Genomic DNA, 12,355 nt, shown 5'->3' on the forward strand with positions numbered 1-12,355 from the left:
TTTGGAAACGAAACGGCCCGTTATTTCGACGGGCCGTTTTTTTGGGGCTTACAAACCCTTGCTCTTGAGTCGCTCGGCATGTTCCAGGTAGAGCCTGACCGGGCTCACGTTCCAGCTGGTGATCCCGGCCATCTGATTGACTGCATCAAAGTGGTCCATCGGATAATCCGAGCGAATCACTTTGCCCAGATGCGAGCTGTAGCGGCCGACCAGCCCATCATTGGCGCGCTTCTCTTTGTAAAATAACTTCGACAGCACGACAGTGTTCAAATGACTCGGGTCGAGTGGTTGCAGGCTTTGGAAGTTCTGCACGATCCCGCTCCAGGAGTAGTAATACACGCCGTTTTCAACTTCGTTTCCTTCGCCGCCCCAAACCTTTGGCACCCCTTGCGGGTACTTGCGATTGAAAGCGGCCAATCCTGCGCTGGTCAGCGACTCGAAAGCCGCTTCAGCGTCCACCGGGTTTTCTGGGTGGCCGCTGATCAACGAAATAAAGGTGCCGACTGCTCCCAGCAGGGCCAGTACCAACGCTTCGGGCAATTCTCCGGGTGTCAGTGCCTTGTGCAGTTGGTCGGCAATCTCGGAGCCGTGATTGGGGCAGCTGACCGACGTGACCGACGCGACCTTTTCCGGGTGCAGGGCTGCTACGTAGCGTGCGGCCAGGGGACCTTGGCTATGGCCGATCAGATTGACCTTGGCAGCTCCCGTTTCGCGCAAAATGCGGTCAACGTGTTCGAGCAGTTTTTCACCGCGTTCCTCATTGCCGTTGACGGTTGGAATATTGACGGCAAACACCTGGGCGCCAGCGCGTTCCAGGGCTTCCTCGATTTCGAAGAAGTAGGGATAACCGGCGATTTTATCGAAACCGAAAAGGCCGTGAACCAACACAATGGGGTATTTCGTAGACGCATCCATGTCCATGTTTCTTACCTGTCGATAGGGGATTTTAGTGGAGCAGAGGCGACTGACTGCCTGATCTGTTGCGGCTAACCGTAGTTTACAAAGTGGATAGGTCAAAGCGCTTCGAGCAGGATTCGGACGAACAGTCATGTCCGTATTGGCAGGGCTGCTGAAAATCCAATTGACACCCAATCATATGATGATTAGCGTGGGTACCCATCGCGAACGGCTTTGTGTCGTTTCTTTTTTATCAGCGGTCGACGAGGTGCCCATGTCCAGCAGTTTTCATGCGTCGACGGTCGATTGGCTGGGTTGTTGGATTGCTGCTGGCCAGGTAAAGCCCGGCGAAACCATCAAGGTCGAAGCCGATCTGGGCGAGCAGCTCGGGGTCAGCCGCACGGTCATCCGCGAAGCCATCAAAACCCTGGTCGCCAAAGGCATGCTCGAAGTCGGGCCGAAGGTGGGTACGCGGGTGTTACCGGTGCGACGCTGGAACCTCTTCGATCCGCAAGTCGTCGGCTGGCTGTCGCGCAGTGGTTTGCCGGAAAACTTCGTCGACGACTTGCTCGACCTGCGTCGTACCATCGAACCGATGGCCGTGCGCTGGGCTTGCGAGCGGGCGACGGTGGAGCAAGTGCAAGCGGTGCTGCAGGCCTATAACGCACTGGAACGGGCCGTGGACAGCGGTATCGATTACAACCACGCCGACCAGTTCTTTCACGAGTGCATCCTCGCCGCCAGCCACAATCAATTCATTGAACAAATGGTCCCGGCCCTTGGCGCGCTGCTGGCGGTGTCTTTCGAAGTGTCTGCCGCCGACCCGGACGAACTGCGCCGAACCCTGCCGATTCACAAAGACATGGCCGACGCCATCGCGGCCCGGGATGCTGCGCGGGGTGTGTGGGCCTGCATGACCCTGATCGATAACGCCGACCTGGCGATCAAGCGCTTCTACCCCCAAGTCATGGCCGACAAGAAGGCCAGCTAACAACAAAGAACCCTGTGGGAGCGGGCTTGCTCGCGAAGGCTGTGTGTCAGGCAACAGTGAGGGTGAATGTCATGACCTCTTCGCGAGCAAGCCCGCTCCCACATAAAAGATAAAGGCAAAAAAGGAGGCTTCATGACGTGGACTGCGGTTACCGGACACCGTGCGCAACTCGGCGAAGGCCCGTTCTGGGATGCTCCGACCCAGGCGTTGTATTGGGTAGACATCGCGGGTCAACAAGCGCTGAGGCTGATCGGCGCCAATGTGGAAATCTGGCAGATGCCGGAACACGTGTCCGCGTTCATCCCCTGCGAAAGCGGCGATGCCCTGGTGACATTGAGCAGTGGGGTTTATCGGCTGGATCTGGATTCGCCAGGCCTTGAACCTCGGCTGACCTTGTTCTGCGTGGCTGATCCGCAACCCGGCAATCGCGCCAACGAAGCCCGCTGCGATGCCCAGGGCCGGCTCTGGCTCGGTACCATGCAAAACAACATCGGTGAGCTGGGCGAAGACTTGCCCATCGTGCGCCGCTCCGGTGGCTTGTTTCGCATCGACCGCGATGCTCGGGTCATGCCGCTGCTTCGAGGATTAGGCATCCCCAACACGTTGTTATGGAGCGATGACGGGACGACCCTGTATTTCGCCGACAGCCTCGACGGCACGTTGTACCGGCATTTCATCCATGCCGACGGCAACCTGGACACCGCGTATGTCTGGTTTGGCCCCCATGAACGTGGCGGTCCCGACGGTTCGGCGATGGATGCCGAAGGCTATATATGGAACGCGCGCTGGGACGGCAGTTGTCTGCTCAGGCTGACTCCGGACGGTCATGTTGATCGAGTGATCGAACTGCCCATCAGCCGTCCCACCAGTTGTGTGTTCGGTGGCGAAGACTTCAAAACCCTGTACATCACCAGTGCCGCGAGCCCGCTTGATCACCCGTTAGACGGCGCGCTGTTATCGATTCGAGTCGATGTACCCGGAAAAGCCTGTCAGCGGTTTGCAGGATAAATCCCAGAATATGGGATGTAAAATTATATATTGAGATTGTTTGGCGGCCGGGTTTATAGTCGGCTCCATCAGTTACACGCACTCACACTTAAAAAAACAAAACAGGTGAAGTGATGCAGCGATATTCCACCGCACTCCCTTATGGAGTCAGCGCTTCAGGCCGTCTCTGCGCCCGGGCGTTTTCGCGCCTGCCTGCCCATTCCCAAACGCTATTTGACCGGACATCGACAGAGGTCCGGTTTTTGTCGTGCCTTCGAACAGGAGTGTTGATCCATGGCTGAACCTCTTTCCTTGCCTCCGGTGCCCGAACCGCCCAAGGGTGAGCGCCTGAAAAACAAGGTCGTGCTGTTGACCGGCGCCGCCCAGGGTATCGGCGAAGCGATTGTCGCGACCTTCGCCTCTCAGCAGGCCAAACTGGTCATCAGCGATATCCAGGCCGAGAAAGTCGAAAAAGTCGCGGCGCACTGGCGCGAACAAGGCGCGGATGTCGTGGCGATCAAGGCCGACGTGTCGCTCCAGCAAGACCTGCACGCCATGGCCAAATTGGCCATTGAGCTTCACGGTCGGATCGACGTGCTGGTCAACTGCGCCGGGGTCAACGTGTTCCGCGACCCGTTGCAAATGACCGAGGAAGACTGGCGCCGCTGCTTCGCCATCGACCTGGACGGCGCCTGGTATGGCTGCAAAGCCGTGCTGCCGCAGATGATCGAACAGGGCATCGGCAGCATCATCAACATTGCCTCGACTCACTCCACCCACATCATTCCCGGCTGCTTCCCGTACCCGGTGGCCAAACATGGCTTGCTCGGGCTGACTCGTGCGCTGGGCATCGAGTACGCACCCAAAGGCATTCGCGTCAACGCCATCGCACCGGGCTACATCGAAACCCAGCTGAACGTTGATTACTGGAACGGTTTTGCCGACCCCCACGCCGAACGTCAGCGGGCTTTCGATCTGCATCCGCCGCGGCGCATCGGTCAGCCGATTGAAGTGGCGATGACTGCCGTGTTCCTGGCCAGCGATGAAGCGCCGTTCATTAACGCTTCATGCATCACCGTCGATGGTGGTCGTTCGGTGATGTACCACGATTGAATATCGGGTTTCAGGTGCGAAACTACGCTTGAAATACAATCATCATATGATATGACTATTGGTTACATGGCTTGACCGCTGTATTGGCTTTCAAATAACGCTCAAAAAAAATAACAAGGAGTCAGCTTATGAAACGTCGTCGTGGGATCCGTTCCCTGTGCTGTGCCGCTTTGGCGGTCACCGCGGTCAGCCTGAGCAGTACGTTGCTGGCGGCCGAGGAAGTGAAGATCGGTTTTCTGGTCAAGCAAGCGGAAGAGCCCTGGTTCCAGACCGAATGGGCCTTCGCCGAAAAGGCCGGTAAAGACAAAGGCTTCACTGTCATCAAGATCGCCGTGCCTGACGGTGAGAAAACCCTTTCGGCCATCGATAGCCTGGCGGCCAACGGCGCCAAGGGCTTCGTGATCTGCCCGCCGGACGTGTCCCTCGGCCCGGCAATCATGGCCAAGGCCAAGCTCAACGGCTTGAAAGTGATTGCCGTCGATGACCGGTTCGTCGATGCCAGCGGCAAGTTCATGGAGGACGTGCCGTACCTCGGCATGGCCGCCTTCGAAGTCGGCCAGAAACAGGGCGCCGCCATGGCCGCCGAAGCGAAAAAACGCGGCTGGGACTGGAAAGACACGTACGCGGTAATCAACACCTACAACGAACTCGACACCGGCAAAAAACGCACCGACGGTTCGGTCAAGGCCCTTCAAGACGCCGGTATGCCGAAAGACCACATCCTCTTCTCGGCGCTGAAAACCCTCGACGTACCGGGGAGCATGGATGCCACCAACTCGGCGCTGGTGAAACTGCCAGGCGCGGCGAAAAACCTGATCATCGGCGGCATGAACGACAACACCGTGCTGGGTGGTGTGCGCGCCACCGAAAGCGCCGGTTTTGCCGCGACCAACGTGATTGGCATCGGTATCAACGGCACCGATGCCATCGGCGAGCTGAAGAAACCCAACAGCGGCTTCTTCGGCTCGATGCTGCCGAGCCCGCACATCGAGGGCTACAACACCGCGAGCATGATGTACGAGTGGGTCACCACCGGCAAAGAACCGCCGAAATACACCGCGATGGACGACGTGACGCTGATCACGCGTGACAACTTCAAGCAGGAACTGGAAAAGATCGGCCTGTGGAACTGAGGCGCGGTTGATTTCATCGGCGGCCCTGGCGACGGGGCTGCCTGGTCTGTGTGATGAGGTGGTTATGCACGCGCAAACACAAGTACAACAACACAATGCCGGCGGCAGCTTGCGCTTCAAGGGGATCGGCAAAACCTTTCCCGGGGTGAAGGCGCTGGACGGCATCAGCTTCGTCGCCCATCCGGGGCAGGTTCACGCCTTGATGGGCGAGAACGGCGCCGGTAAATCCACGCTGCTGAAAATCCTTGGCGGTGCTTACACGCCGAGCAGCGGCGACCTGCAGATCGGCGAGCAGACGATGGCTTTCAAGTCCACCGCCGATAGCATCGGCTGCGGCGTCGCGGTGATCCATCAGGAGCTGCACCTGGTGCCGGAAATGACTGTGGCCGAGAACCTGTTTCTCGGCCATCTGCCGGCGAATTTCGGCCTGATCAATCGCGGTGCTTTGCGACAACAGGCGCTGGCCTGCCTTAAAGGCCTGGCCGATGAAATCGACCCGCAAGAGAAAGTCGGGCGCTTGTCCCTCGGCCAGCGGCAACTGGTGGAAATCGCCAAGGCGTTGTCCCGTGGCGCGCATGTGATTGCGTTCGACGAACCCACCAGCAGCCTGTCGGCGCGGGAGATCGATCGCTTGATGGCGATCATCGGGCGCCTGCGGGACGAAGGGAAAGTGGTGCTTTACGTCTCCCATCGCATGGAAGAAGTGTTCCGCATCTGCAACGCGGTGACGGTGTTCAAGGACGGTCGTTTCGTGCGCACCTTCGAGGACATGAGCACGCTGACCCATGACCAGTTGGTGACTTGCATGGTCGGTCGCGACATTCAGGATATCTACGATTACCGCAGTCGTCCGCGTGGCGCGGTGGCGCTCAAGGTCGACGGATTACTGGGACCGGGCTTGCGTGAGCCAGTGAGTTTCGAGGCGCACAAGGGAGAAATTCTCGGGCTGTTCGGCCTGGTCGGGGCTGGCCGCACCGAGCTGTTCCGGATGCTCAGCGGGCTTACCCGCAACACCGCCGGGCGCCTGGAGCTGCGCGGTCATGAGTTGAAACTGCGTTCGCCACGCGATGCCATTGCGGCGGGAATTCTGCTGTGCCCCGAGGACCGCAAGAAGGAGGGCATCATGCCGCTCGCAAGCGTAGCCGAGAACATCAACATCAGCGCCCGGAGCGCCCACTCCACCCTTGGTTGCCTATTGCGCGGTGTGTGGGAGCGGGGCAACGCCGACAAGCAGATCAAGGCGCTGAAAGTGAAGACGCCCAACGCTGCGCAGAAAATCATGTACCTGTCCGGTGGTAATCAGCAGAAGGCGATTCTTGGTCGCTGGCTGTCGATGCCGATGAAAGTCTTGCTGCTTGACGAGCCCACTCGGGGCATCGACATCGGTGCCAAAGCCGAGATCTACCAGATCATTCATAACCTGGCCGCCAGCGGCATCGCGGTGATTGTGGTGTCCAGCGACCTGATGGAAGTCATGGGCATTTCCGACCGCATCCTGGTGCTCTGCGAAGGCGCAATGCGCGGCGAACTGAGCCGCGAACAAGCCAATGAATCCAACCTGCTGCAACTGGCGTTGCCACGCCAACGTGCTGCCGACGTGGCGAACTGAGAGGTGACTATGACCATCCAAAACAACGCTCTGCCAACCCCGCGCAAACCTCTGGATCTGCGGCGCTTTCTCGATGACTGGGTGATGTTGCTGGCGGCTGTCGGGATCTTCGTGCTTTGCACTTTGCTGATCGACAACTTCCTGTCGCCGCTGAACATGCGTGGCCTGGGCCTGGCGATTTCCACCACCGGGATTGCCGCGTGCACGATGTTGTATTGCCTGGCGTCCGGGCATTTCGACTTGTCGGTGGGTTCGGTGATTGCCTGTGCCGGCGTGGTGGCAGCGGTGGTGATGCGTGACACCGACAGCGTGTTCCTCGGTGTGAGTGCGGCGCTGGTGATGGGGCTGATTGTCGGGCTGATCAATGGCATCGTGATCGCCAAGCTGCGGGTCAATGCGTTGATCACCACGCTGGCGACCATGCAGATCGTTCGTGGCCTGGCTTACATTTTCGCCAATGGCAAAGCGGTGGGTGTGTCTCAGGAGCAGTTCTTTGTCTTCGGCAACGGCCAGTTGTTTGGTGTGCCGGTGCCGATTTTGATCACCATTGTCTGCTTCCTGTTTTTCGGCTGGTTGCTGAATTACACCACCTACGGGCGCAACACCATGGCCATCGGCGGCAACCAGGAAGCGGCATTGCTGGCCGGGGTGAACGTTGATCGGACCAAGATCATCATCTTCGCCGTGCATGGCCTGATTGGTGCGTTGGCCGGGGTGATCCTGGCGTCGCGCATGACGTCCGGTCAGCCGATGATTGGCCAGGGTTTCGAGCTGACGGTGATCTCCGCTTGCGTGCTGGGTGGGGTGTCGCTGAGCGGCGGGATCGGGATGATTCGGCATGTGATTGCCGGGGTGCTGATTCTGGCGATCATCGAGAACGCAATGAATCTGAAGAACATCGATACCTTCTACCAGTACGTGATTCGCGGTTCGATCCTGCTACTGGCCGTGGTGATTGACCGACTGAAACAGCGCTGATTTTCCTTGTGGGAGTGGGTTGCCACTGATCGTTCCCACGCTCTGCGTGGGAATGCAGCCCGGGACGCTCCGCGTCCCAGAAACGGACGCAGAGCGTCCATTGAGGCATTCCCACGCGGAGCATGGGAACGATCATTTGAAGGATTCTTCAGCTACCTGCCAAAAATATTTCTTGCCCGCCCCAACCTGTTTCAGCTATGACGGTACACCGAGGTGTACATGATCAGACCGCTACGAATTGACAAGAAACAACAGGTGGTCGACGAGCTCGTCCGGCGCATCGAAAACGACCTCATGGAGGACGGCGCGCCATTGTCCGACGAACGTCAGTTGGCTCAAGCATTCAAGGTCAGCCGTGGCACGCTGCGTGAAGCCCTGGCCGAACTGAAACGGCGCCAATACGTCGCTACGCAAAGCGGAGTGGGGTCCATCGTCACGTTCGACGGTGTGGTGCTCGATCAGCGCAGCGGCTGGGCTCAGGCGCTGGCCGACAGTGGGGCGTTGATCAATACCGAAGTGCTGCGGCTGGAGGCTGTCACCCGTCCAGACCTGCTGTCGCGTTTCGGCACCGATCAGTTTATTACCCTCGACCGTCGCCGTCGTGGGACCGATGGCACGCTGGTGTCTCTTGAGCGCTCATTGATGCCCGCCACCGGAGACCTGGAAAGCCTGCCGCGAGTCGGTCTGATTGATGATTCCCTGACCATCACCCTGGCCGCCTATGGCTACATCGGCGAACGTGGCGATCAGTGGATCGGCGCCGAACCCTTGAACGCCGAAGACGCCGAATTGCTCGGGCGCCCGGTGGGAACAGTGTTCCTCAAGGCCTTGCGCACCACTTACGACCGTCAGGATCGATTCATGGAACAGGTCGAAAGCCTGCTCGATCCGGTGCATTTTCGTCTGCACCTGCAAATTGGAACTTCAAAAAAATGACCGCGCTCAACCGTGCCCTCGGCGCGTTCTACGGACTGGCCCTGGGCGATGCATTGGGCATGCCGACACAATCCCTGAGCCGCGCCGAGATCAAGGCGCGCTTCGGCGAGATCACCGATCTGCAAGACGCTGGCCCGGATCAACCGATCGCCGCGAACATGCCAAAGGGCTCGATCACTGACGATACGGAACAGGCGATTCTGGTCGCTCAGTTGGTGATTGAAGGCGAGGGCCGGATCGAACCGGCGGTGCTTGCTCAACGCTTGATCGAATGGGAAGCGGGGATGCAGGCCAAGGGCTCGCAGGATTTGCTCGGCCCCTCGACCAAACGCGCGATCGAGATGATCCTCGCCGGCCACTCGCTGGAAGAGGCGGGGCGCTACGGCACCACCAATGGCGCGGCGATGCGCATCACCCCGGTGGGGATTGCAGCCGATGTTGCCAATCCCGAGCGTTTCATCCGTGCTGTGGTGCAGGCCTGTCAGGTGACCCACAACACCACGTTGGGGATTGCCAGTGCGGCGGCGGTGGCGGCGGTGGTTTCTGCCGGGATCAACGGCATGGACCTGGGCGAGGCGTTGAACCTCGGCCAGCAAATCGCGCAGCAAGCTGAAGGGCATGGCCACTGGGTCGCTGGCGGGCGTATTGCCTCGCGCATCAGTTGGGCGCGGAGCATCAGCGTCGACAGCGACAAGGCGTTGCTGGCGGACTTGCTGTACGACGTGATCGGCACTTCGGTGGCCTCACAGGAGTCGGTGGTGGTGTCGTTTGCGCTGGCTCAGCAAGTGGCTGTCGGGGAGATGACGGCCTTCGAAGCGCTGTGCATGGCCGCGAGTCTGGGCGGTGATACCGACACTATCGCGGCGATTCTCGGTGCAATGCTTGGGGCCTGTCTGGGGCTTGAGAGTTGGCCGGTGGCGATGATCGAGCAGGTTAAAGTGGTAAATGATTTGCAGCTGGAACCGTTGGTGCAGGGGCTGTTGGCCTTGCGTTGACTGTACTGACGCCATCGCGGGCAAGCCCGCTCCCACAGGAATAGTACAAACCTTGAGATGCACGCCGTACCTGTGGGAGCGGGCTTGCCCGCGATAGGCGCGCCGCATACTAGAATTTTTCACCCGCAATGGAGCGCACTGATATGGCCAGGACCGCCGGAACGTTATGTCGACTTCCGAAATTGCCCATAACCACAACAATGGCAACAGGAGTTTTTTCATGAGTTCATCGAACACCGGGCAGAGTGCCGGGCAACTGGAGACCCGTGGTATCGAACCGGTGCCGGAAGGGGAGTGCAACGGTCATCCGCTGCAACTGTTCTGGGTCTGGTTTGCGGCCAACATTTCCATCCTCGGCTTACCATTGGGTGCCACGTTGGTGGCCTTCCGCGGCCTGGCGATCTGGCAGGCGGTCATCGTCGCCATCCTCGGTGCCGCCGGTTCTTTCGCGGTGGTGGGGATCATCTCCATTGCCGGTCGTCGTGGTCGCGCACCGAGCCTGACGCTGTCGCGAGCGATCTTCGGTGTACGCGGCAATATCGGCCCGACGCTGGTCTCGCTGATGTCGCGTCTGGGGTGGGAAACCGTCAACACCACCACCGCCGCGTTCGTCTTGCTGTCGCTGTGCTCGATACTGTTCGGCTCGCCGGTGGAGGCCAAAAGCGCGCCGCTGCTGACCCTGGTGTTCATCGCGATTTTCGTGCTGCTGACGTTGTCGGTGTCCGGCCTCGGCCACGCCACGTTGCTGGTGATCCAGAAATGGGCGACCTACGTGTTCGGCGCGTTGAACATCCTGGTGGGTGGTTTCCTCTGCGCGACCATCGACTGGAGCGCTGTGTTCAACGCCACGCCAGCGCCCCTGAGCGCGATGATCATCGGCATCGGCACCATGGCCGCCGGCACCGGGATCGGTTGGGCCAACGCCGGTGCGGACATGTCGCGCTATCAGCACCGCAGTGTCAAAGCTGTGCGTCTGGTGGCGTCGGCGGCGTTCGGTGCAGGGATTCCGTTGGTGCTGTTGATCACCCTCGGCGGGCTGCTATCGGTGGGCAACAATGATCTGGCCTCAGCCACTGACCCGATCGTTGCGATCCGCGACATGCTGCCGACCTGGATGGCGGTGCCGTACTTGATCACTGCATTCGGTGGGCTGCTGCTGTCGAACAACCTGTCGGTGTACTCCGCCGGTTTGACCACCTTGACCCTCGGCCTGAAGGTCAAGCGCGTGTATGCGGTGGTGCTCGATATCATTGCGATCTTCGCCGGTTCGATCTACTTCATGCTGATCGCCGAGAGTTTTTACGGTCCGTTCATCACCTTCATTTCCTTGCTGGCCGTGCCGATCACGGCGTGGGTCGGGATCTTCGTGGTCGACTTGATTCATCGTCATTACTACAGCCCCAAGGACCTGCTGGACGTCAGCCCGAGCAGCGCCTATTGGTATCGCGGTGGCGTCGAGTGGCGCGCCTTCGGTGCGTGGGCGGTGGCAATTGTGCTGGGTTTCAGTTTCACCACCATTGGTACTACTGAACAAGATGTCTGGTTTCGGGGCTTTTTGTCCGACTCCTGGCTGGGCCACAACGGCCTGGGCTGGATCGTGACGTTCCTGCTGGCCGGTGGCATTTACTGGGTACTCGGCGGTGCCAAGGACCGTCGCACTGCGTTGATCGAGCCGGCTCATGCCTAGGTTGTTGCACACCGGCCAGGTCATGATCGATCTGGTCATGGCCGTGGATAAACTGCCTCAATCGGGCGGTGACGTGCTGGCGCAATCCGCCCGTTTCGAGGCCGGCGGTGGCTTCAATGTGATGGCTGCGGCCCGGCGAAACGGCTTGCCGGTGGTCTATCTCGGGCGCCATGGCAAGGGCCGTTTCGGCGACCTGGCTCGGGAAGCGATGACGGCTGAAGGCATTCGGATTGGCGTCGATCAGCGCTCCGAGCGCGACACCGGACTGTGCGTCGCGCTGACCGAAGCCTCGGCTGAGCGCACGTTCATTTCCTACATCGGTGCCGAAGGCGAATTGACCGCCGAAGACTTGGCGAGTGTGCCAGCCGAGGCGGGCGACTTTGTCTATGTCAGTGGCTACAGCCTGCTGCATGGCGGCAAGGCTCAGGCGCTGGTGGATTGGGTGCTGGGTTTGCCGGACGGGATCAAGGTGGTGTTCGATCCGGGGCCGTTGGTGGATTCGCCGGACGCGCCACTGATGAAGGCCTTGTTGCCCCGCATCGATCTGTGGACCAGCAACAGTGCCGAGGCGCTGCGGTTTACCGGGGCGCCGGACATTGGCGAGGCGTTGGATGGCCTGGCGGACCATTTGCCGACGGACGCCTTGATGGTGCTTCGCGATGGACCGCAGGGGTGCTGGATCAGCCAGAATGGCGAGCGTCAGCATGTGCCGGGGTTCAAGGTCACGGCCGTCGACAGCAATGGTGCGGGGGATGCCCATGCCGGGGTGTTTGTAGCCGGGTTGGCGCGGGGCTTGCCGGCGATGGAAGCGGCACGGCGGGCAAATGCGGCGGCTGCTTTGGCCGTCACTCGTTGGGGGCCGGCGACTTCGCCGGGGGCGGCTGAGGTGGATACGTTGATCCGTGAGACTTTCGGCGACTGACCCACCGCTTTCGCGAGCAAGCCCGCTCCCACATGGGATCTGTTAACGACACAAATCCCATGTGGGAGCGGGCTTGCTCGCGAAGAGGCCCTCAAACTTACCCTCAA

At 60.0% G+C, this 12,355-nt stretch carries 11 protein-coding genes; 10 read left to right on the forward strand and 1 reads right to left on the reverse strand.

All coding sequences use genetic code 11. The features are described 5' to 3' along the window. Positions 1-48 precede the first annotated feature (48 nt). The gene (locus tag ACA044_RS08715) at positions 49-921 is read right to left on the reverse strand and encodes a lipase family alpha/beta hydrolase (RefSeq protein ID WP_497445998.1); all 873 of its coding nucleotides are present in this window, start codon (positions 919-921) and stop codon (positions 49-51) included. A 250-nt stretch (positions 922-1,171) separates the two neighbouring features. Between ACA044_RS08715 and ACA044_RS08720 the strand changes: the two genes are divergently transcribed. The 10 genes from ACA044_RS08720 (at position 1,172) to ACA044_RS08765 (ending at position 12,248) form a co-directional block, all read left to right on the forward strand. Next, positions 1,172-1,888 (forward strand): FadR/GntR family transcriptional regulator, encoded by a 717-nt coding sequence (locus ACA044_RS08720; protein WP_497445999.1) that lies wholly within the window; start codon positions 1,172-1,174, stop codon positions 1,886-1,888. Positions 1,889-2,020: 132 nt separating this feature from the next. Further along, positions 2,021-2,896, forward strand: a complete 876-nt coding sequence (locus ACA044_RS08725) for an SMP-30/gluconolactonase/LRE family protein (RefSeq protein ID WP_497446000.1) — start codon at positions 2,021-2,023, stop codon at positions 2,894-2,896. 273 nt (positions 2,897-3,169) lie between these two features. Then, positions 3,170-3,988: an SDR family oxidoreductase gene (locus ACA044_RS08730; protein WP_497446001.1), complete on the forward strand. Its 819-nt coding sequence runs from the start codon at positions 3,170-3,172 to the stop codon at positions 3,986-3,988. A 128-nt stretch (positions 3,989-4,116) separates the two neighbouring features. Next, the gene (locus tag ACA044_RS08735; RefSeq protein ID WP_497446002.1) at positions 4,117-5,121 is read left to right on the forward strand and encodes a substrate-binding domain-containing protein; all 1,005 of its coding nucleotides are present in this window, start codon (positions 4,117-4,119) and stop codon (positions 5,119-5,121) included. A 64-nt stretch (positions 5,122-5,185) separates the two neighbouring features. Next, positions 5,186-6,730: an L-arabinose ABC transporter ATP-binding protein AraG gene (gene araG / locus ACA044_RS08740; protein ID WP_497446003.1), complete on the forward strand. Its 1,545-nt coding sequence runs from the start codon at positions 5,186-5,188 to the stop codon at positions 6,728-6,730. A gap of 9 nt (positions 6,731-6,739) precedes the next feature. After that, positions 6,740-7,708 (forward strand): L-arabinose ABC transporter permease AraH, encoded by a 969-nt coding sequence (gene araH / locus ACA044_RS08745; protein WP_497446004.1) that lies wholly within the window; start codon positions 6,740-6,742, stop codon positions 7,706-7,708. Between the two features lie 219 nt (positions 7,709-7,927). Next, complete coding sequence (locus tag ACA044_RS08750; protein ID WP_497446005.1) at positions 7,928-8,644, forward strand: GntR family transcriptional regulator; 717 nt, start codon at positions 7,928-7,930, stop codon at positions 8,642-8,644. Next, positions 8,641-9,639 carry an ADP-ribosylglycohydrolase family protein gene (locus ACA044_RS08755; protein WP_497446006.1) on the forward strand — a complete coding sequence of 333 codons (999 nt, stop codon included), beginning with the start codon at positions 8,641-8,643 and terminating at the stop codon, positions 9,637-9,639. The genes ACA044_RS08750 and ACA044_RS08755 overlap by 4 nt, the downstream gene beginning before the upstream one ends. Positions 9,640-9,859: 220 nt before the next feature. After that, the gene (locus ACA044_RS08760; protein ID WP_497446007.1) at positions 9,860-11,326 is read left to right on the forward strand and encodes a purine-cytosine permease family protein; all 1,467 of its coding nucleotides are present in this window, start codon (positions 9,860-9,862) and stop codon (positions 11,324-11,326) included. Beyond that, positions 11,319-12,248: a PfkB family carbohydrate kinase gene (locus ACA044_RS08765; RefSeq protein ID WP_497446008.1), complete on the forward strand. Its 930-nt coding sequence runs from the start codon at positions 11,319-11,321 to the stop codon at positions 12,246-12,248. Before ACA044_RS08760 ends, ACA044_RS08765 begins: the two co-directional genes overlap by 8 nt. Positions 12,249-12,355: the final 107 nt, after the last annotated feature.

The organism is Pseudomonas sp. LBUM1673, from assembly GCF_059695645.1.

Bases quoted from the DNA above. Each gene is read 5' to 3' on its own strand.
- ACA044_RS08725 (WP_497446000.1), top strand. From the start codon at position 2,021: ATGACGTGGACTGCGGTTACCGGACACCGTGCGCAACTCGGCGAAGGC.
- ACA044_RS08760 (WP_497446007.1), top strand. From the start codon at position 9,860: ATGAGTTCATCGAACACCGGGCAGAGTGCCGGGCAACTGGAGACCCGT.
- ACA044_RS08720 (WP_497445999.1), top strand. From the start codon at position 1,172: ATGTCCAGCAGTTTTCATGCGTCGACGGTCGATTGGCTGGGTTGTTGG.
- ACA044_RS08755 (WP_497446006.1), top strand. From the start codon at position 8,641: ATGACCGCGCTCAACCGTGCCCTCGGCGCGTTCTACGGACTGGCCCTG.
- araH (WP_497446004.1), top strand. From the start codon at position 6,740: ATGACCATCCAAAACAACGCTCTGCCAACCCCGCGCAAACCTCTGGAT.
- ACA044_RS08765 (WP_497446008.1), top strand. From the start codon at position 11,319: ATGCCTAGGTTGTTGCACACCGGCCAGGTCATGATCGATCTGGTCATG.
- ACA044_RS08730 (WP_497446001.1), top strand. From the start codon at position 3,170: ATGGCTGAACCTCTTTCCTTGCCTCCGGTGCCCGAACCGCCCAAGGGT.
- ACA044_RS08735 (WP_497446002.1), top strand. From the start codon at position 4,117: ATGAAACGTCGTCGTGGGATCCGTTCCCTGTGCTGTGCCGCTTTGGCG.
- ACA044_RS08715 (WP_497445998.1), bottom strand. From the start codon at position 921: ATGGACATGGATGCGTCTACGAAATACCCCATTGTGTTGGTTCACGGC.
- ACA044_RS08750 (WP_497446005.1), top strand. From the start codon at position 7,928: ATGATCAGACCGCTACGAATTGACAAGAAACAACAGGTGGTCGACGAG.
- araG (WP_497446003.1), top strand. From the start codon at position 5,186: ATGCACGCGCAAACACAAGTACAACAACACAATGCCGGCGGCAGCTTG.